The 18,779-nt window shown below is 64.4% G+C and carries 18 protein-coding genes and 1 tRNA gene; 3 read left to right on the top strand and 16 right to left on the bottom strand.

Annotation, left to right across the window (positions count from 1 at the left end; all coding sequences use genetic code 11):
* Positions 1–11: 11 nt before the first annotated feature.
* On the top strand, positions 12–2,222 hold the full coding sequence (locus HWX87_RS33815; RefSeq protein WP_176051220.1) for a hypothetical protein: 2,211 nt from the start codon (positions 12–14) through the stop codon (positions 2,220–2,222).
* A gap of 83 nt (positions 2,223–2,305) precedes the next feature.
* Here the strand turns inward: HWX87_RS33815 and HWX87_RS33810 are convergent, their stop codons facing one another.
* The 14 genes from HWX87_RS33810 to HWX87_RS33745 form a co-directional block, all read right to left on the bottom strand.
* A complete protein-coding gene (locus HWX87_RS33810; RefSeq protein WP_176051219.1) occupies positions 2,306–2,719 on the bottom strand; it encodes a MerR family transcriptional regulator in 414 nt (137 codons plus the stop codon).
* Between the two features lie 61 nt (positions 2,720–2,780).
* On the bottom strand, positions 2,781–3,167 hold the full coding sequence (locus HWX87_RS33805; RefSeq protein WP_176051218.1) for an integration host factor subunit alpha: 387 nt from the start codon (positions 3,165–3,167) through the stop codon (positions 2,781–2,783).
* Positions 3,168–3,239: 72 nt separating this feature from the next.
* Positions 3,240–5,669 (bottom strand): phenylalanine--tRNA ligase subunit beta, encoded by a 2,430-nt coding sequence (pheT, locus tag HWX87_RS33800; RefSeq protein WP_176051217.1) that lies wholly within the window; start codon positions 5,667–5,669, stop codon positions 3,240–3,242.
* A 96-nt stretch (positions 5,670–5,765) separates the two neighbouring features.
* A complete protein-coding gene (pheS, locus tag HWX87_RS33795; RefSeq protein ID WP_059234715.1) occupies positions 5,766–6,779 on the bottom strand; it encodes a phenylalanine--tRNA ligase subunit alpha in 1,014 nt (337 codons plus the stop codon).
* Positions 6,780–6,928: 149 nt separating this feature from the next.
* Positions 6,929–7,288 (bottom strand): 50S ribosomal protein L20, encoded by a 360-nt coding sequence (gene rplT / locus HWX87_RS33790; RefSeq protein WP_004192938.1) that lies wholly within the window; start codon positions 7,286–7,288, stop codon positions 6,929–6,931.
* Between the two features lie 30 nt (positions 7,289–7,318).
* Positions 7,319–7,516, bottom strand: a complete 198-nt coding sequence (gene rpmI / locus HWX87_RS33785) for a 50S ribosomal protein L35 (RefSeq protein ID WP_004191477.1) — start codon at positions 7,514–7,516, stop codon at positions 7,319–7,321.
* A 190-nt stretch (positions 7,517–7,706) separates the two neighbouring features.
* Positions 7,707–8,231, bottom strand: coding sequence for a translation initiation factor IF-3 (gene infC, locus HWX87_RS33780; protein WP_071734130.1), 525 nt, complete (start codon positions 8,229–8,231; stop codon positions 7,707–7,709).
* A 49-nt stretch (positions 8,232–8,280) separates the two neighbouring features.
* Positions 8,281–10,188 carry a threonine--tRNA ligase gene (gene thrS, locus HWX87_RS33775; protein WP_176051216.1) on the bottom strand — a complete coding sequence of 636 codons (1,908 nt, stop codon included), beginning with the start codon at positions 10,186–10,188 and terminating at the stop codon, positions 8,281–8,283.
* Between the two features lie 272 nt (positions 10,189–10,460).
* A tRNA-Val gene (locus HWX87_RS33770) sits at positions 10,461–10,537 on the bottom strand.
* Between the two features lie 87 nt (positions 10,538–10,624).
* Positions 10,625–12,859 carry a bifunctional (p)ppGpp synthetase/guanosine-3',5'-bis(diphosphate) 3'-pyrophosphohydrolase gene (locus HWX87_RS33765; protein WP_176051215.1) on the bottom strand — a complete coding sequence of 745 codons (2,235 nt, stop codon included), beginning with the start codon at positions 12,857–12,859 and terminating at the stop codon, positions 10,625–10,627.
* A gap of 39 nt (positions 12,860–12,898) precedes the next feature.
* Positions 12,899–13,252, bottom strand: a complete 354-nt coding sequence (locus HWX87_RS33760) for a RidA family protein (protein WP_021162422.1) — start codon at positions 13,250–13,252, stop codon at positions 12,899–12,901.
* Between the two features lie 80 nt (positions 13,253–13,332).
* Complete coding sequence (locus HWX87_RS33755; protein ID WP_176051214.1) at positions 13,333–14,229, bottom strand: alpha/beta hydrolase; 897 nt, start codon at positions 14,227–14,229, stop codon at positions 13,333–13,335.
* Positions 14,230–14,427: 198 nt separating this feature from the next.
* Positions 14,428–15,069 carry a CoA transferase subunit B gene (locus tag HWX87_RS33750; RefSeq protein ID WP_176051213.1) on the bottom strand — a complete coding sequence of 214 codons (642 nt, stop codon included), beginning with the start codon at positions 15,067–15,069 and terminating at the stop codon, positions 14,428–14,430.
* Between the two features lies 1 nt (position 15,070).
* Positions 15,071–15,775, bottom strand: a complete 705-nt coding sequence (locus HWX87_RS33745; protein ID WP_011545238.1) for a CoA transferase subunit A — start codon at positions 15,773–15,775, stop codon at positions 15,071–15,073.
* A 223-nt stretch (positions 15,776–15,998) separates the two neighbouring features.
* Here HWX87_RS33745 and HWX87_RS33740 point away from each other — a divergent pair, with 223 nt between their 5' ends.
* Positions 15,999–16,544 carry a LuxR C-terminal-related transcriptional regulator gene (locus HWX87_RS33740; RefSeq protein ID WP_039371401.1) on the top strand — a complete coding sequence of 182 codons (546 nt, stop codon included), beginning with the start codon at positions 15,999–16,001 and terminating at the stop codon, positions 16,542–16,544.
* A 116-nt stretch (positions 16,545–16,660) separates the two neighbouring features.
* Here the strand turns inward: HWX87_RS33740 and HWX87_RS33735 are convergent, their stop codons facing one another.
* A complete protein-coding gene (locus HWX87_RS33735) occupies positions 16,661–17,101 on the bottom strand; it encodes an acyl-CoA thioesterase (RefSeq protein ID WP_124454777.1) in 441 nt (146 codons plus the stop codon).
* A 32-nt stretch (positions 17,102–17,133) separates the two neighbouring features.
* Positions 17,134–17,916: an SDR family oxidoreductase gene (locus HWX87_RS33730; RefSeq protein WP_011351770.1), complete on the bottom strand. Its 783-nt coding sequence runs from the start codon at positions 17,914–17,916 to the stop codon at positions 17,134–17,136.
* 179 nt (positions 17,917–18,095) lie between these two features.
* On the opposite strand from HWX87_RS33730, the gene HWX87_RS33725 reads away from it, so the two are divergent.
* The coding region (locus tag HWX87_RS33725) for an NAD(P)/FAD-dependent oxidoreductase (RefSeq protein ID WP_176051212.1) at positions 18,096–18,779 on the top strand (684 nt) is incomplete at its 3' end.

Here is an 18,779-nt window from a genome sequence, read left to right as displayed (position 1 = left end):
GGAGACAGACGATGCGGAATGCGGTCCGGCGCGGCCATCGCTCGCCTTTGGCAATTTTCGACTGGATGTCCGGCCTGCGACGCACGGCCGCCCCGGCGTCGCACACCGCGACCCGCGTATTCGGCTGCGGCGCACTTGCGCTCGCGCTGCTCTGCGCCGGCTGCGCTGAATCGGCCGCGCAGCGCGACGGCAACCCTTCGGTCGCGTCGACGAAGATCGAACGCACCAAAGCCGAGCGCCTCGCGCGCGAGCAGCAGATTGCACGCACCGTACCGTCGGTCGCGTCGCTCAGCCTCACGCAACCGCGCCCGTTCACGCTGCGCGACTCGGGTCAGAGCGGCGCGATGACGTTCCTGCGCGACGTCGATTTCCGCATCGTCAACAACCTCGGTTTCTTCATTCATCAGCTGTCGGCCACGCTCGTGCCGACGCAGGCCGGCGCGCCGATCGTGTTCGACGATCCGACGAGCTTCCAGATCGACGTGCACGAAGGCACGGTCACGCTCGACAACGCGAAGCTGACCGCCCTCTTCAACACCTACATCTTCGGCTACCGCAACGCGCCGCTGCGCAAGCTGGCCGTATCGGCCGGCGACGGCGTGATCCATCTTCAAGGCGAGATGCAGCGCGACAGTTGGGTCCCGTTCTCGCTGACCGGCACGCTTGCGATACGCGACGGCAGCCAGCTCGTGTTCCACCCGACCGGCGTACGCGTGTCGGGCATCAACGCGCAACCGGTGATGCGCGCGGCCAACGTGAAGATGGCCGATCTGCTGAAAGTCCAGACGCCGATCGCGCAGCTCGCCGGCGACGATCTCGTGATGGCGGTCGACAAGCTGATGCCGCCGCCGCGCCTGAAGCTCACGATCACCGCGCTGCGCGTGACGCCGGCCGGCCTCGACCTGAAGCTCGATGACGGCACGCATGCCGGCTTCGCGATGCCCGCGAGCGCACCTCAGCAGGCGATGTATATCCGCGGCGGCGACGTGAAGTTCATGCGCTCGATGCCGATGAACGCGGACATCCTGATCGGTCCGGTCGATCCGTCGAAGCGCGACCAGACGTTCGTGTTCGACCTGTATCACTATCGCGACCAGGTGTCGGCCGGCTACTTCAATTTCGACGAGAGCGGTGCAATGGCGATCCGGATGCCCTCGTACACGGGCCCGGCCAGCGGCGCGCTGCTCGGCAACGCGACCGCGCGCCTGAACGACAGCTTCCTCGCGACGCAGCAGTCTGCGCTGCGCGACGTGCGCCAGCATTGGGAAGCCTATGCGCTCGTGGCGGACACCCTGCATCCCGGCATGCAGAAGGTGGCGATGCGGCGCACGTCGACCACGCCGTTCAACGAACGGCACGTGTCGAACCGCAACCCGACGATCCATCTGCACAACGTCGACTTCAACCTGTCCGGCGATATCGGCTTCCATGTCGAGGATCTCGACGTCGAGCTCGTGTCGAAGCGGCCCGGTGAGCCCGTCGATCTCGACGATCCGAACCAGTACGACATCCGCATTCTCGGCGGCACGGTCGTCGAGTCGTGGAAGGCGATGTCCGCGCTGTTCAACAACTACCTGCTCGACTACTCGCCGCGTTCGCTGAACGACCTGCAACTGAGCGCGGACGGCCAGAACCTGCGCGTCCAGGGCGGCATCAAGCTGTGGAATCACGTGCCGGGCGTCTGGCTGCCGACCGACATGAAGGGCTCGCTGACGGTGCTCGACGACCGGCACCTCGCGTTCAAGCCCGCGCAGGTGTCGGTGCTCGGCATTCCGCAGGCGAAGCTTCTGCGCTCGCTCGGCATCGAGCTCGCGTCGCTGACGCCGCTGCAGCGGCGCGGCGCGGAGTTGCGCGGCGACACGCTCGTGCTCGACCAGTACACCGTGTTCCCGCCGCCGATGCTGAACGGCAAGCTCGGGCAGGCCACGGTCGAGCGCGACGGACTGCGCCTCACGTTCCGGCGCGCGGCCGGCGCACCCGCGCCGAAGCGGCCGCAGATCGACGCGCCGAGCTACATGTGGATGGAAGGCGGCGACATGAAGATGTTCAACGTGCTCGAGCTGAACGTGCGCGCGCTGATCCGCAATTCGGCCGAGGCCGGCCCGATGCGTTTCGACCTGTACGGCTACCGCAGCCAGGTCGCACAGGGCTCGGTGCGGATGCTGCCGGACGGTACGCTGGTCGTCGACATGGGCCAGAAGAATCCGCTCGCGTCGCGCTGATGCGCATGTGCGGTGCCCATGAAAAAAGCCCGGTGGCGCATCGCCAACCGGGCTTTCCCTTTGATCTCGTTCGCGCTACGCGCTCAGTCGTGCTTCAGTCCGTCGATCACGTCGAGCAGCGCCTGCCGCAATGCGATGACGTCGACGGTTCCACCCGGCTTGCCCGATACACGCACGTCGGCGGCCTGCGACTCGGGTTCGACCGGTTCCGCCGCGCGCCGCTCGCTACCCGGCGAATCGAGCCGGTTGCGTGCACCGTTGATCGTGAATCCCTGCTCGTAGAGCAACTCGCGAATCCGCCGGATCAGCAGCACTTCGTGATGCTGGTAATACCGACGATTGCCGCGCCGCTTCACCGGCCGCAGTTGAGTGAATTCCTGTTCCCAATAACGCAGCACATGCGGCTTGACCCCACACAGTTCGCTGACTTCACCGATCGTGAAGTAGCGCTTCGCGGGAATCGGAGGCAAGACGACTTTCTCAACCGTAGTGGTCATCGTCGGTTAACCGTCGGTAAAGGGTGCGCGGCGGCCGCGCGGAGACTGCTGCGTGCGGCGCTTATTCCGCGCCGTTTTCGACCAGCGCCTTCAGCTTCTGGCTCGCGTGGAAGGTTACCACCCGGCGCGCCGCGATCGGAATCGCCTCGCCCGTCTTCGGATTGCGGCCCGGACGCTGCGGCTTGTCGCGCAACTGGAAATTGCCGAATCCCGACAGCTTGACGCTCTCGCCGTTTTCGAGCGCGTCGCGGATCACCTCGAAAAACGCCTCGACCATGTCCTTCGCTTCACGCTTGTTCAGCCCGACGCTGTCGAACAGCAGCTCCGCCAGCTCCGCCTTCGTCAGCGTGGGCGTCTCGGGGGACGCCGCCGCCGAAGCGTCGCGGTTCATGGCGCTGCGTTGCGCCGTCAGGAGGGCTTCGAATTCACTCGAGGTCATGTCGTTCATATCTGCCATACAGCGCGTTAAATCAAAACTTACGATGGGAAAAAGCCGCCCGCGAACGGGCGGACCCTCTCCTTAGCCGCGCAGGCGGGCACCGGTACGAGCCATCCGCTCGACCAGCGTCTGGATCGCCTGGTCGACGACCTCGTCCTGTAGCGTGCCAGCCGCGTCCTGCAGCGTCACGCGGAAGGCAAGGCTCTTCTCGTGCGCGGCAAGACCACCGGAAGTATTTGATTTTGCACGAAATTCGTCGAAGAGTACAACCTTCTGAACGAATCGGCAGGCCTCTTCGGCAAGCGCCTTCTTCATTTCGTCGAAAAGTGCCTGAACCTCGACCGCCTGATCGACGACAACGGCGATATCGCGACGGACCGGCGGGAATTTCGACACGTCGGTCGGCGCCGGCAGCGCACGCGCAATCAGCGCGTCCGCATCGATCTCGAACATCACCGGCGCGTGCGGCAGCTCGTACTTCTGCATCAGGCGCGGGTGCAGCTCGCCGATCCAGCCGACCGCACGGCCATCGACCTCGATGCGTGCGCTGCGGCCCGGATGGAGGGCCGGATGCTCTGCCTTCACGAAGCGTGCGGCCGCCGGCGCCAGCAGCGCCTCGAGGTCGCCCTTCACGTCGAAGAAATCGACCGCGCGGGTAGCGACGCCCCACTGCTCGTCGACTGCCGGACCGTACGCCAGCGCACCGACACGCTTCGGTTGCGCATGACCTTCGACCGCCAGCTCGCCGGCCTTCACCGACGAATCGGCGAGGAACACGCGGCCCGACTCGAACACGCGCACGCGATCGGCACGGCGGTTCAGGTTGTGACGCAGCACGGCGATCAGGCTGCCGAACAGCGTCGTGCGCATCACCGAAAGCTGGCTCGCGATCGGGTTCAGCAACCGGATCGGGTTGTCGTTGCCGGCGAAATCGTGCTCCCACTCCGCATCGACGAAGCTGAAGTTGACGGTTTCCGCATAGTCGCGCGCGGCAAGCGCGTGACGGATGTCGTGGATCGAGCGCCGCGTCTCGTTGGTCGCGCGCATTTCGCTCGTCGCGACCGGCGGACGCGCCGGAATCTTTTCGAAACCGTAGATGCGCGCCACTTCCTCGATCAGGTCTTCCTCGATCTCGATGTCGAAGCGGTGCGACGGCGGCGTGACGAGGAATGCGTCGTCTTCACGCTCGAACGGCAACGCGAGGCGCGTGAAGATGCTGGCGATCTCGTCGGCGCCGATCTTCACGCCGATGATGCGGTTCGCGCGCGACACGCGCATCTTCACCGGCGCGCGCTGCGGCAGGTTCACCGACTGATCGTCGACCGGGCCGGCCTTGCCGCCGCAGATCTCGAGAATCAGTTGCGTGATGCGCTCGACGTGCTCGACGGTCGTCGCGTAGTCGACACCGCGCTCGAAGCGATGCGCCGCATCGGTCGAGAAGTTGTACTTGCGCGCGCGGCCGCGGATGCTGTCCGGCCACCAGAACGCGGCTTCGAGATAGATGTTGGTCGTGTCGAGCGTGACGGCCGTGCTGTCGCCGCCCATGATGCCGGCCAGGCTTTCGACCTGGCGATCATCCGAAATCACGCCGACCGTTTCGTCGAGTTCGACGGTGTTGCCGTTGAGCAGCTTCAGCGATTCGCCGCGCTTGCCCCAGCGCACGTCGATGCCGCCATGGATCTTGTCGAGATCGAACACGTGCGACGGGCGGCCGAGCTCGAACATCACATAGTTCGAGATGTCGACGAGCGCGGACACGCTGCGCTGGCCCGAACGCTCGAGGCGCTCGACCATCCACTGCGGCGTCTTCGCGTGCGCGTTCACGCCGCGGATCACGCGACCCGAGAAACGGCCGCACAGATCGGGCGCGGCGATACGCACCGGCAGCGTTTCGTCGAGCTCGACGCGCACCGGGCGGATGTCGACCGGCGTCAGCGGCGCGCCGGTGATCGCGGCCGTCTCGCGCGCGATACCGAACACGGACAGGCAGTCGGCCTTGTTCGGCGTCAGCTTGATTTCGAAGATCGTGTCGTCGAGATTGAGCGTCTCGCGAATGTCCTGGCCGACCGGCGTATCTTCCGGCAGGATCAGCAGGCCGCTGTGGTCCTCGGACAGCTTGAGTTCGCGTGCCGAGCACAGCATCCCCTGGCTCTCCACGCCGCGCAGCTTCGACAGCTTGATCGCGAACGGCTTGCCGCCCTCTTCCGACGGCGGCAGTTCCGCGCCGACCAATGCAACCGGCACCTTGATGCCGGGCGCGACGTTCGGCGCGCCGCAGACGATGTTCAGCGTCGCGCCGGTGCCGGCGTCGACCTGGCAGACATTGAGCTTGTCCGCATCCGGATGCTTGACGACTTCGAGCACGCGGCCGACGACGATCTTCGACGTCGGCGGCGCAGCCTTGCTCAGCGATTCGACTTCGAGCCCCGCCATCGTCAGCGCGTGCGACAGTTCGTCGGTCGTCAGCTGCGGGTCGACAAAGGTTCTCAACCAGGATTCAGGGAATTGCATGGATGTCTACGTTCGAAACAGGTTAGATCGACGCCCGGGCCCCGTCGGATCGTCCGTCGGGGCGTGCGCGGGCACAGGTCGGCGCGGCGAGCGGCGTTATGCGAACTGGCGCAGGAAACGCAGGTCGTTCTCGAAGAACAGCCGGAGATCCTGGACGCCATAGCGCAGCATCGTCAGGCGCTCGAGGCCGCTGCCGAACGCGAAGCCGATGTAGCGCTCGGGATCGAGGCCCATGTTGCGAATCACGGTCGGATGCACTTGCCCCGAGCCGGAAATCTCGAGCCACTTGCCGGCATTCTTGCCTTGCTCGAACATCATGTCGATCTCGGCCGACGGTTCCGTGAACGGGAAATACGACGGACGGAAGCGCACGAGGATGTCGTCGCGCTCGAAGAATTTTTTCAGGAAGTCGGTGTAGACGCCCTTGAGGTCGGCGAAGCTGATGTTCTCGTCGATCCACAGCCCCTCGACCTGATTGAACATCGGCGAGTGGGTCGCATCGCTGTCGACGCGATACGTGCGGCCCGGCGCGATCACCTTGATCGGCGGACGGTTCATGCGCGCATAACGCACCTGCATCGGGCTCGTGTGCGTGCGCAGCAGCAGCTGACGGCCGTCGGCATCCTTGCCTTCGACGTAGAAGGTGTCCTGCATCGAACGCGCCGGATGGTTCTCCGGGCTGTTCAGCGACGTGAAGTTGTACCAGTCGGTCTCGATTTCGGGGCCGTCGGCCACATCGAAACCGATCGAGCCGAAAATCTGTTCGACCCGCTCCCACGTGCGCATCACGGGGTGCAGGCTACCCGCGCCGGCGCCACGGCCCGGCAGCGTCACGTCGATCGCTTCGGCAGTGAGGCGCTGATTCAGCAGCGCGTCGGCCAGTGCCTGACGACGGGCGGTCAGCGCGGCTTCAACCTGCTGCTTCACGACGTTGATGCGTGCGCCTTCGGTCTTGCGTGTTTCGGGATCGAGCTTGCCGAGGCCCTTCAGCAACTCGGTCAGCGCACCCGACTTGCCGAGAAATCGTGCTTTCTCGTTTTCGAGCGTGGTGATGTCGGCAGCCTGTTCGAAGGACTGCTGCGCGTCGGCGACAATCTGGTCCAGATCCATAGATCCCATCATTTCCAACGTCATTCGGTCTTGGCGAGCGAAACTGCTCCACCAAACAAAAAAGGGGCTCGGAAGAGCCCCGTTTTCGCTGCAGCGGCCGAAACTACCGGAACATCGCTGCAACTAACCACGCAGTGCTAATTTTGCAATTAGGCTGCAACGGCGGCTTTCACCTGCTTGACGATCGCAGCAAAAGCAGCCTTGTCGAACACCGCCATGTCGGCCAGGACCTTACGGTCGAGTTCGATCGACGCCTTCTTCAGGCCGTTGATGAACACGCTGTAGGTCATGTCGTGCTGGCGAACTGCCGCGTTGATACGCGTGATCCACAGTGCGCGGAACACACGCTTCTTGTTGCGACGGTCGCGGTACGCGTACTGACCAGCGCGCATCACCGCCTGCTTGGCGATGCGGTAGACGTTATTGCGGCGGCCGCGATAACCCTTGGCCAGGTTGATGATCTTCTTGTGGCGGGCCCGTGCGGTTACCCCACGTTTGACTCGAGGCATGTTTCTCTCCTTGGAGTATCAGTTGAGGGGTTACGCGAACGGCAGCATTGCGCGGACGGAGTTCAGATCGGAATCATGAACTGCCGTTGCGCCGCGCAGGTGGCGCTTGTTCTTCGTGGTTTTCTTGGTCAGGATGTGACGCTTGAAGGCTTGACCGCGCTTGACGGTACCGCCCGGACGCACCACGAAGCGCTTTGCAGCGCTCTTCTTGGTCTTCATCTTAGGCATGACGAACAACTCCAGTTTATTAGATGGCGATGGGTGTGCGGTTGGCTTGCGCCCTTGACCCGCCCTTCGAAACCCAGTCCACTTGTGTACGGCGTACCGCTTGCGCGGCCACCGTCATCGCTGGCACGCCGCCCTGACCGGGCAACGCGCCGAACCACTGTCGAACCAGCGCGCGAAGCGCGCGGGCCCGTTACTTCTTTTTCTTCGGCGAGAGCACCATGATCATCTGGCGCCCTTCCATCTTCGGCATCTGCTCGACCTGGCCGACTTCCTCGAGATCCGTGCGCAGACGCTCAAGCATCCGCATACCGATTTCCTGGTGAGCCATTTCACGGCCGCGGAAACGCAACGTGATCTTCGTCTTGTCGCCCTCTTCGAGGAAGCGCACGAGATTGCGGAGCTTGACGTTGTAGTCACCGTCATCGGTACCCGGGCGGAACTTGACTTCCTTGACCTGGATGACCTTCTGCTTCAGCTTCGCTTCGTGCTGCTTCTTCGATTCCTGGTACTTGAACTTGCCGTAATCCATCAGACGGCAAACCGGGGGAACCGCTTGCGGCGCGATTTCCACCAGGTCAACATCCAGTTCTTCCGATTTACGGAAAGCATCAGCGAGTTTTACGATACCGAGCGGTTCGTTCTCGATCCCGACCAGACGCACTTCCGGCGCAGTGATTTCACCGTTGATGCGGTGCGACGACTTATCAGTAGCGATGTTACGTTTCCTCTAAAAATTAAAAAAACGAGCCGCGCTGCCAGGGCGGTTACTTGAACGAGCGCAGGTCTTCCTGCAGACGCTCAACGAAGGCTTCGATCGGCATTACGCCAAGATCGACGCCGCCACGGGCACGCACGGCTACCGTTTGCGCATCACGCTCCTTATCACCCACGACGAGGAGATAAGGCACCTTTTCCAGCGTGTGCTCGCGTATTTTATAGCTAATCTTCTCGTTGCGCAAATCGGCCGCCACTCTAACCCCTTGTTTTTGCAACGTTTGGGTCAGGGACTGCGCATATTCGGCCTGACTTTCGGCGATATTGAGCACAATTGCCTGGAACGGCGCGAGCCAGACAGGCATTGCACCGGCATGGTGCTCGATCAAAATGCCGAGGAAACGCTCCATCGAACCGACGATCGCGCGGTGCAGCATCACCGGCCGGCGGCGGCTGTTGTCTTCCGCCACGTACTCGGCGCCGAGGCGCTCCGGCAGCACCATGTCGAGCTGCAGCGTGCCGCACTGCCACGAACGGCCGAGCGCATCCTTGATGTGGTACTCGATCTTCGGGCCGTAGAACGCGCCTTCACCCGGCAACTCTTCCCACGTGAGGCCGCAGGCCGTCAGCGCGTCGCGCAGGCCCTGCTCGGCGCGATCCCAGGTCTCGTCCGTGCCCGCACGCTGCTCGGGGCGCAGCGACAGCTTGATGTCGATGTGATCGAAGCCGAAATCCTTGTACACGCTCATGGCCAGCGTGTTGAACGCGATCGATTCCGAAATGAACTGGTCTTCCGTACAGAAGATGTGCGCATCGTCCTGCACGAAGCCGCGCACGCGCATCAGGCCGTGCAGCGCGCCCGACGCCTCGTTGCGGTGGCACGAACCGAATTCCGCGTAACGCAACGGCAGATCGCGGTACGAGCGCAGGCCGTGCTTGAACACCTGGACGTGGCCCGGGCAGTTCATCGGCTTGATCGCGTAGTCGCGCTTCTCCGACTCCGTCGTGAACATGTTCTCGCGGTAGTTCTGCCAGTGGCCCGACGCCTCCCACAGCGAGCGGTCCATGATCATCGGCGTCTTGATCTCGAGGTACCCGGCGTCGTTCACGCGGCGGCGCATGTACTGCTCGACCTGCTGCCACAGCGCCCAGCCCTTCGGATGCCAGAACACCATGCCCGGCGACTCTTCCTGCATGTGGAACAGGTCGAGCTGCTTGCCGAGCTTGCGGTGGTCGCGCTTTTCCGCTTCCTCGAGCATGTGCAGGTACTGGTCCTGGTCTTCCTTCTTGGTCCAGGCCGTACCGTAGATGCGCTGCAGCTGCTCGTTCTTCGAATCGCCGCGCCAGTACGCGCCCGCGACCTTCATCAGCTTGAAGACCTTCATCTTGCCGGTGGACGGCACGTGCGGGCCGCGGCACAGATCGGTGAAGCCGCCGTGCGAATACAGCTTGATTTCGTCGCTTTGCGGGATCGATTCGATGATCTCGGCCTTGTACTTCTCGCCGATGCTGCGGAAGTAACCGGCCGCCTCGTCACGCGACACGACGCGGCGCGTCACGGGCTCGTCCTTCTTCGCGAGCTCCTGCATGCGCTTTTCGATCTTTTCCAGATCTTCCGGCGTAAACGGACGGTTGTACGAGAAGTCGTAATAGAAGCCGTTGTCGATCACCGGGCCGATCGTCACCTGCGCATCCGGATACAGATCCTTCACCGCATACGCGAGCAAGTGCGCGGTCGAGTGGCGAATGATGTCGAGACCGTCGGCATCCTTGTCCGTGACGATCGCGAGCGACGCGTCGCGGTCGATCACCGTGGACGTATCAACGAGCTCGCCATCGAGCTTGCCACCAAGCGCAGCCTTCGCAAGGCCGGGACCGATCGAGGCTGCAACCTCGGCAACTGTCACCGGATGCTCGTATTGTCGAACTGAGCCGTCAGGCAAGCGTATCGAAACCATAGCAATCTCCGTGATGCCGACAGTGGGCGGCAGACCAGGTACGCGCGATCAAGAATCACGCGCGAAAATTTCGCGACAAAAAAAATGCGGCCCCGCTTTCGAGGGGCCGCATTCGATACTTCACTCAAACTGAAAGGGCGAAAACGTTCCTCGACTAGCGTCGCTCCGAAGTAGTTTCGGTCAACGTTCGCGGTGTCATAACCGTATTCGCCTTGTTCGCGTTGAGTTCTTTACTGCATCGAACACCCGGAGGCCGGGCATTCTCAATTCGTTGGTAGGCTCGATTGGACTCGAACCAACGACCCCCACCATGTCAAGGTGGTGCTCTAACCAGCTGAGCTACGAGCCTAGAGAAGCTAAGATTATATGGAGCTGCCACCGGCTTGGCAAGTGTTTTTATGCGGTCGCAGCAAAATAATGGTGCTCCAACCCCACATCACGCCTTCCGCCCCGCCCGCACGACGCCTTGCACTTCGCCGAGCAGCGTGCACGCGCGCTGCACCTGCGCCGAATTCGACACCTCGACCGTGAACTGCATGAATGCGGCATTGCGGCGACTCTGCGTCTTCACGCCCACCACGTTGATCTTCTCGCGCGCGAACACTTCGGAGATGTCGCGCAGCAATCCTTGCCGGTCGCTCGCCTCGATCATCAGGTCGACCGGATAGACGGACGCGCCGCGCCCGCCCAGCACGTCGGCCGACCAGGTCGTCTGCAGCACGCGCTCCGGAGCGCGCTCGACCATCCGGCGGAACGTCGGACAGTCGGTACGGTGGATCGACATGCCCTTGCCGCGCGTGACGAACCCGCTGATCGGATCGGGCGGCGCCGGACGGCAGCAGCGCGCCAGCTGGGTCAGCAACGCATCGACGCCCACTACCAGCACGCCGGTCGACGCACCGTGCGCGACGCTCGCGCCGCTGCTGCGCTTCTCGAAATCGGCCGGCGTCTCGGGTGCCGGCTCCGGCGGCGGCGCATCGGAGAGCGCGTGCTCGACATTGCGCAGGCTGAACTCTTCCTTGCCGACGACCGAGAACAGCTCCTCGGGCGACTTGAAGCCGAGCTTCGCGGCAAGGTGGTCCAGGTTGACCGACGTCTTGCCTTCGCGCTGCAGCGTCTTTTCGACGAGCGCACGGCCATGCGCGACGTTTTCTTCCTGCTCGATCGAGTTGAACCACGCACGTACCTTCTGGCGCGCACGCGGACTCTTCAGGTAGCCGAGCTGCAGGTTCAGCCAGTCGCGCGACGGCCCGCCCTCCTTCACCGCGACGATCTCGACCGTCTGGCCGTTCGCGAGCGACGTGTTCAGCGGCACCATCACGCCGTCGACGCGCGCGCCGCGGCAGCGATGACCCAGCTCGCTGTGCAGGTGGTATGCGAAATCGACCGGCGTCGCGCCCTGCGGCAACGCGATGACGCGCGCCTGCGGCGTCAGCACGTAGATGTGGTCGTCGTCGAGCGACGTCTCGCGCAATTGCGCCCACGCCTGGTCGCCCGACACCTCGGTGCCGTCCTCGACGTCGTCCTTCCACGCCAGCAACTGGCGCAGCCACGCGATCTTCTCGTCGTACTTGTCGCTCGCCGAGAACTGGCCGCCATAACCGCGCGTGCCGGCCTCCTTGTAGCGCCAGTGCGCGGCCACGCCGTACTCGGCGAAACGGTGCATCTCCTGCGTGCGGATCTGCACCTCGAACGCGCGGCCGTCGTCGCCGATCACGACCGTATGCAGCGACTTGTAGCCGTTCGGCTTCGGCCGCGAGATGTAGTCGTCGAATTCCTTCGGCACCGGCTGCCACAGGTGATGCACGATGCCGAGCACCGCGTAGCAATCCTTGATGTCCGGCACGATCACGCGAAACGCGCGCACGTCGTACAGCTCGGAGAAATCGAGCTCCTTGCCGCGCATCTTGCGCCAGATGCTGTAGATATGTTTCGGCCGGCCGCTCACGTCGGCCTGGATGCCCGCTTCCGCGAGCTCGTGCTGCAGCCGCTCGATCGCCTGCGTGACGTACGCCTCGCGCTCGATGCGCTTCTCGTCGAGCAGCTTGGCGATCCGCTTGTAGGTGACGGGATCCTCGAAGCGGAACGCGAGATCCTCGAGCTCCCACTTCAGTTGCCAGATGCCGAGACGGTTCGCGAGCGGCGCATAGATCTCGAGCGTCTCGCGCGCGACGTCGGGCGGCGGCTCGATCTTCGCGGCCGCGTAATAGCGCAACGACTGCAACCGCGACGCGAGCCGGATCAGCACGACGCGAATATCCTGCGCGAACGCGAGCAGCATCTTGCGCAGCGCCTCGATCTGCGTGCGCCGCTCTTCCGCCGCGTCGCGCCCCGTGTCGGGCATCGCGTTCTGCGCGGCGCGCAGGCTGACGGTGCCGAGCCGCAACAGCTTGCGCACGTCGGACACGAGCCGCGCCACCTCTTCGCCGAAGCGCTCGGTAAGCTCGCGCTCGGGGTCGCTCAGATGCGGCGTCAGCACGAACAACGCAGCGGCCTGCATCGCAGACGGGTCGACGTTCAGCGTGCGCATGATCGCCGCCGTGCCGGCCGAGTGATCGGCAAGCAGTTCGCCCGACGACAGGCGTGCATCTCCGGCCCGTTCGCGCACGAACGCCAGCACGTCGTCGAACGACGGTGCCGCGACGGGAGAAGCGGAAACGGACTCGGTCATTGCACGGCCTGCGGGAATGCGGTCATCGTCGGATAACGCTCAGCTCCGCTGCGCGGCGACGACCACGATCTCGACGAGCAGCGCGGGATCCGCGAGCTTCGCCTCGACGGTGGCACGCGGCGGCGTATTGCCCTGTGCGACCCATGCATCCCACTCGGCATTCATGCCGTCGAAGTTCGCGAGATCCGAGATGTAGATCTGCACCGACAGCAGATGCGCCTTGTCGCTGTTCGCTTCGGCGAGCAGGCGGTCGATGTGGCCGAGCACTTCGCGCGTCTGGCCCTTGATGTCCTGCGTGGTGTCTTCGGCGATCTGGCCGGCCAGATACACGGTACCGTTGTGGATCGCGGTTTCGGAGAGACGGGCCCCGACGTGGTGACGAATGACTGCCATGGAGTGTTCCGGTCGTGAGTGGGTAGAGAATCGGGCGACGACACGGCCCGCGTGCCGCCGAACCGCATATTATGACGCGTTTATGCGTCGCCTTCGACGAAAAACCGCCGCGCAAGCGCAATCTGGTCGGCGCTGATGAACGCCGGCGCGTGGCCCGCACCCGGAATCTCGGCATGCGTCACATGCCGGCCGCGACGCACCATGTCGGCCACCGTCTCGCGCGACAGCAGGTCGGACGTCTCGCCACGCACGACGAGCAGCGACGCATCCGTCGTCTCGATCGCGCGCCACAGCGCAGCTTCGCCGAGCGCGGCCAGTTCGGGCGTCGTTGCCTTGAACGGCTCGGCGATGCGCGGATCGTAGCGCATCGTCCAGCCGCCCTCGGGCAGCTCGTGCAGCAGCGGCCCGTTGATCTCGCGCCATTCGTCGGCAGTCAGCGCGCCGAACGGCAGCGACAGCGACGTCAGATAGTCGATGGCCTCCTGCTCGGTGTCGAAGCGCGGCTGCACGCCGAGGTATTCGCCGATGCGCGTCAGCGAATCGGGCTCGATGCGCGGCCCGACGTCGTTGATGATCATCCGGCGCAGCGGCGAACCGGGCAGCCCCGCGAGCGCCATGCCGATCAGGCCGCCCATCGACGTACCGAACCAGTCGACCGATTCGACGTCGAGCCGCGCGATCAGCGTCACCATGTCGGCCACGTACTGCGGAATCGCATAGAGCCGCGGGTCGGCCAGCCGGTCCGACCGGCCGCGCCCGACGATGTCGGGGCAGACGACGCGATACGTATCGGACAGCGCGGCGGCGAGCCGGTCGAAATCGCGCCCGGAACGCGTCAGGCCGTGCACGCAGACGAGCACGCGCGGGTTGGCGGGATCGCCCCACTCCGTATAGGCGATGTGATGCAGGCCTGCAGCGCTCGCACACTGCACGCGCCGCTGGCGAGGAACCTGGGGATTCGCTGGGGTCGTTGGCATCGTTGGCATCCTGTCGAACGGGGGCGACGCGCGGGGCAACGCTTGCGGCGCCCGATGCGAACGATTGTAAACCGCTTCCGGCGCGCGGGTCGGCTCATCGGGCACCGAACAGGCGGCCCGCCGATGCGCAATGACAAACGCCCCGCATGCCGTCGTCCGGCATGCGGGGCGTCGAGACCGCGCGGGTGCGCAGTTGATTTACGCGACGGCGCTGACGTCGAGCGGCGCGCCCGTCTTCGCCTGGATCTCGTCGGCGCTCACGCTGTCGGCGAGCTCGAGCACCTTCAGGCCGGCCGGCGTCACTTCGATCACGCCGAGATCGGTGATGATCAGGTCGACCACGCCGACACCCGTCAGCGGCAGGTTGCACGCGTCGAGGATCTTGTGCTGGTCGCCCTTCGCGACATGCTCCATCAGCACGACGACACGCCCCACACCCGCGACGAGGTCCATCGCGCCGCCCATCCCCTTGATCATCTTGCCGGGGATCATCCAGTTCGCGAGATCGCCCTGCTTGCTGACCTGCATCGCACCGAGGATCGCGAGGTTGATATGGCCGCCGCGGATCATCGCGAACGAGTCGGCCGACGAGAAGATCGACGAGCCCGGCAGCGTCGTGACGGTCTGCTTGCCGGCGTTGATGAGATCGGCGTCGACTTCGTCTTCGGTCGGCGACGGGCCGATACCGAGCAGGCCGTTTTCCGACTGCAGCCACACTTCGACGCCTTCCGGCACGTGGTTGGCAACGAGCGTCGGCAGGCCGATACCGAGGTTCACGTAGAAGCCGTCCTGCAGCTCCTTCGCCGCGCGCGCGGCCATCTGGTCACGATTCCAGGCCATGTCAGTCTCCTTTCGCGCGTACGACGCGTTGTTCGATGCGTTTTTCAGGCGTCGCGTTCAGCACGATGCGCTGCACGAAAATCCCCGGCGTGTGGACCTGGTCCGGATCGAGCGTGCCGTTCTCGACGATCTCCTCGACTTCCACCACGGTGATCTTGCCGGCCATCGCGCACATCGGGTTGAAGTTGCGCGCCGTGCGGCGATAGATCAGGTTGCCGGACTTGTCGGCCTTCCACGCCTTCACGAGCGCGACGTCGGCCGTCAGCGACGGCTCGAGCACGTAGTGGCGGTCGCCGAACTGACGCGTTTCCTTGCCTTCCGCGATCACGGTGCCGTAGCCGGTATTCGTGAAGAAGGCAGGGATGCCTGCGCCGCCCGCGCGCAGCTTCTCGGCGAGCGTGCCTTGCGGCGTGAATTCGAGCTCGAGTTCGCCGGCCAGGTACTGGCGCTCGAACTCCTTGTTCTCGCCGACGTACGACGAGATCATCTTCTTGATCTGGCGCGTTTCCAGCAGCAGGCCGAGGCCGAAGCCGTCGACGCCCGCGTTGTTGCTGATGCAGGTGATGCCCTTGACCGCCGAATCGCGCAACGCCGCGATCAGCGCTTCCGGAATCCCGCACAGGCCGAAGCCGCCCACCGCGAAGGTCTGTCCGTCGCGGACGATCCCTTCCAGCGCGGCAGCCGCGCTTGGATAGACTTTGTTCATCAGTTGTCCCTTCCTCTATGGAAACCAGCGAAACCGGTTCACGCGCCCAGCTGGGCCGCAAGCCCGCCGCATCATTCTATGCATGCGCGGCAATGCCTGCGTCGAAGCGCGCTGTTTTTATGTCGCGGCAAACCACCGCGAGATGCCTGAAAGGGTACGATGCGGCGCGGATGCGGCACAATACGCAAAAATACATAAGCGTTTGCCTCCGCTTGCCCGCGCCATGCCAGCTCTCGATTACCAGACTGCCTTCCACCTCGCGCCGCTCGGCCTCGTGCTGTCTCGCGACCGCGTGATCGAGGATTGCAACGACGCGCTCGCGTCGATCTTCCGCTGCGCGCGAGCCGACCTGATAGGGAAATCGTACGAGGTGCTCTACCCGTCGACGGACGAATTCCAGCGCATCGGCGAGCGTATCGCGCGCGTGATGGCCGCGAACGGCATCTACTCGGATGACAGAATCATGAAGCGCGCGGATGGCGAGTTGTTCTGGTGCCACGTGACGGGCCGCGCGCTCGACCGTACCGCGCCGCTCGCGGCCGGCGTGTGGACCTTCGAGGATCTGAGTGCGACCCGCCGGGTCGCCGTCGAGCTGACCCCGCGCGAGCGCGAGATCGCCGCGCAGCTCGCGACCGGCAAGACCAGCAAGCAGATCGGGCGCGTGCTCGACATCAGTTCGCGCACGGTCGACATCTACCGCGCTCGGCTGATGCGCAAATACGGCACGAACAACACGCCGGAGCTTCTGCAGCGTCTGCTCGGGCAGTGAACGCCTGCCGCGTGACGGCGCCCGAATGACGATCGGCCGCGCAAGGCGGCCGATTCGGGCAACGACAGGCAGGGCAAATCACCGGCGCGCCGGCGCCGGCCTCGCCGATCCGGCGCTCAGTCGATTTTCGTCGCGAGTGCGCGCTCGATCGTGTCGCGCAGCAGTTGCGGCAGTTCCACCGACTTGCCCAGCGCGTAGTCGACCCACACGCAGCGCGCCTTGCCGCGCGCATAGACGTGCTGCGGATCGTCCGCGCGCGTGAGTTCGAAACCGGTGTCGAAGCTGCTCCGGCCGGGTTTCGCGGCCGACATCTTCGCGATCACGTCGCCCGGATAGTGCAGTTGCTTGAGGAATTCCATCGACGCCGTGACGATGACGGGCCCCTGCCCTTCGCCATTGCCGCCGGCAATGCCGAGTTCCTCGAACCACGAGATCCGCGCCTGCTCCATGTAGCGGAAATAGACCGTGTTGTTCACATGGCCGAATGCGTCCATGTCGCCCCAGCGGATCGGCATCGACATCTCAAATACGGGGGAGTAATCGCTTGTTGCGCTCATTGCAGTCTTCTTTGTTGCTGAGTGTCGTCCGCTCAGGCGAGGCCGAAGCCATCGTCGGCGGAGATAATCGAGCCATTGATGAACTGCGACTCGTCGGCCGCGAGCAGCAACAACAGCCCGTCGAGATCCTGCGGCTTGCCGACGCGCCGGCGCGGCAGCATCGACTGCAGCTTCTGGCCCTGCTCGGTTTCCCACAGGTAATGATTGATTTCGGTATCGATATAGCCCGGACAGATCGCGTTGACGTTGATCCCGTGGCGCCCCCACTCGAGCGCCATCGCACGCGTCATCTGCACGACCGCGGCCTTGCTCATCGCGTACAGCCCGATCTGCGGGAACACGCGCAGCCCGGCCACCGACGCGATGTTGATGATCCGGCACGGCGGCTTGCCGTTGCCGCTGCCGTTCGCGCGCATGATCATCCGCTTCGCGACTTCCTGCGCGACGAAAAATGCGCCGCGCGTGTTGGTGTCGAACACGAACTCGAAATCGGCCGGCGTGACGTCGACGAGCTTCTGCATCGTCGAGACACCCGAATTGTTCACGAGGATGTCGATCGTGCCGGCTTCCGTTTCCGCATGCGCGACCGCTGCCTTGATGCTCTGGACGTCGGTGACGTCGAGCGACACGACGTGCGCGGCGCCGCCCGCCGCCTCGATCTCCGCGCGCAGCTCCTTCAGGCGCTCGACACGGCGGCTCGCAAGCACGACCTTCGCGCCGGCCTGCGACAGCACCTGCGCAAAGCGCTGCCCGAGGCCGCTCGACGCGCCCGTGACCAGCGCAACCTTGCCTTCCAGATTGATCGATCGACCCATTTGCACATCCCCTTTCGATGTCGTTTCGCCAGCCCGGGCGGCACAGCCCGGGCAGCATTACCCTAGCACAAAAAATAGAACGATCGTGCTAATCTAGCCGCATGTTGTTGCGGCAAGCGTTTCGTTTCGCAGACAATACGCTCCCGAATAAAAGCATTCTAACGGTTAGAGGAACGCCAATGACCCCCGCAAGCCTCATCGAGCAATACGGCCCGCGCGAATCGATGGAATACGACGTCGTGATCGTCGGCGGCGGCCCCGCCGGGCTGTCGGCGGCGATCCGGCTCAAGCAGCTGGCCGCCGAGAAAGGCACCGAGATCGGCGTGTGCGTGCTCGAGAAGGGTTCCGAGATCGGCGCGCACATCCTGTCGGGCGCGGTGATGGATCCGCGCGCGATCAACGAACTGTTCCCCGACTGGAAGGAACGAGGCGCCCCGCTCGACGTCGAGGTGACGGAAGACCGCTTCCTGTTCCTGTCCGAGAAGAGCGCGGTCACCACGCCCAACTGGGCGCTGCCCGCCAACTTCCAGAACCACGGCAACTACGTCATTTCGCTGGGCAACGTCACGCGCTGGCTGGGCCAGCAGGCCGAGGCGCTGGGCGTCGAGATCTTCCCCGGCTTCCCCGCAGCCGAGATCCTCTACAACGACGACGGCTCGGTCAAAGGCGTCGCGACCGGCAACATGGGCGTGGGCAAGGACGGCGAGCCGACCGAGAACTTCCAGCTCGGCATGGAGCTGCACGCGAAGTACACGCTGTTCGCCGAAGGCTGCCGCGGCCACCTCGGCCGCCAGCTGATCTCGAAGTTCAAGCTGGACGCGAACGCCGAGCCGCAGGCGTACGGGATCGGCATCAAGGAACTG

The organism is Burkholderia sp. BCC1644, from assembly GCF_902833225.1.
Classification (GTDB): Bacteria; Pseudomonadota; Gammaproteobacteria; order Burkholderiales; family Burkholderiaceae; genus Burkholderia.
This window is presented reverse-complemented; position numbering and strand designations above follow the sequence as displayed.

What these genes read in the sequence shown, in the direction of transcription:
- HWX87_RS33740 (WP_039371401.1), top strand. Translation starts at nt 15,999, where the DNA reads ATGCCAGCTCTCGATTACCAGACTGCCTTCCACCTCGCGCCGCTCGGC.
- HWX87_RS33765 (WP_176051215.1), bottom strand. Translation starts at nt 12,859, where the DNA reads ATGACCGAGTCCGTTTCCGCTTCTCCCGTCGCGGCACCGTCGTTCGAC.
- HWX87_RS33745 (WP_011545238.1), bottom strand. Translation starts at nt 15,775, where the DNA reads ATGAACAAAGTCTATCCAAGCGCGGCTGCCGCGCTGGAAGGGATCGTC.
- thrS (WP_176051216.1), bottom strand. Translation starts at nt 10,188, where the DNA reads ATGGTTTCGATACGCTTGCCTGACGGCTCAGTTCGACAATACGAGCAT.
- HWX87_RS33750 (WP_176051213.1), bottom strand. Translation starts at nt 15,069, where the DNA reads ATGGCCTGGAATCGTGACCAGATGGCCGCGCGCGCGGCGAAGGAGCTG.
- HWX87_RS33760 (WP_021162422.1), bottom strand. Translation starts at nt 13,252, where the DNA reads ATGGCAGTCATTCGTCACCACGTCGGGGCCCGTCTCTCCGAAACCGCG.
- pheT (WP_176051217.1), bottom strand. Translation starts at nt 5,669, where the DNA reads ATGCAATTCCCTGAATCCTGGTTGAGAACCTTTGTCGACCCGCAGCTG.
- HWX87_RS33815 (WP_176051220.1), top strand. Translation starts at nt 12, where the DNA reads ATGCGGAATGCGGTCCGGCGCGGCCATCGCTCGCCTTTGGCAATTTTC.
- HWX87_RS33735 (WP_124454777.1), bottom strand. Translation starts at nt 17,101, where the DNA reads ATGAGCGCAACAAGCGATTACTCCCCCGTATTTGAGATGTCGATGCCG.
- HWX87_RS33730 (WP_011351770.1), bottom strand. Translation starts at nt 17,916, where the DNA reads ATGGGTCGATCGATCAATCTGGAAGGCAAGGTTGCGCTGGTCACGGGC.
- HWX87_RS33810 (WP_176051219.1), bottom strand. Translation starts at nt 2,719, where the DNA reads ATGACCACTACGGTTGAGAAAGTCGTCTTGCCTCCGATTCCCGCGAAG.
- HWX87_RS33805 (WP_176051218.1), bottom strand. Translation starts at nt 3,167, where the DNA reads ATGAACGACATGACCTCGAGTGAATTCGAAGCCCTCCTGACGGCGCAA.
- rplT (WP_004192938.1), bottom strand. Translation starts at nt 7,288, where the DNA reads ATGCCTCGAGTCAAACGTGGGGTAACCGCACGGGCCCGCCACAAGAAG.
- pheS (WP_059234715.1), bottom strand. Translation starts at nt 6,779, where the DNA reads ATGGATCTGGACCAGATTGTCGCCGACGCGCAGCAGTCCTTCGAACAG.
- rpmI (WP_004191477.1), bottom strand. Translation starts at nt 7,516, where the DNA reads ATGCCTAAGATGAAGACCAAGAAGAGCGCTGCAAAGCGCTTCGTGGTG.
- HWX87_RS33755 (WP_176051214.1), bottom strand. Translation starts at nt 14,229, where the DNA reads ATGCCAACGACCCCAGCGAATCCCCAGGTTCCTCGCCAGCGGCGCGTG.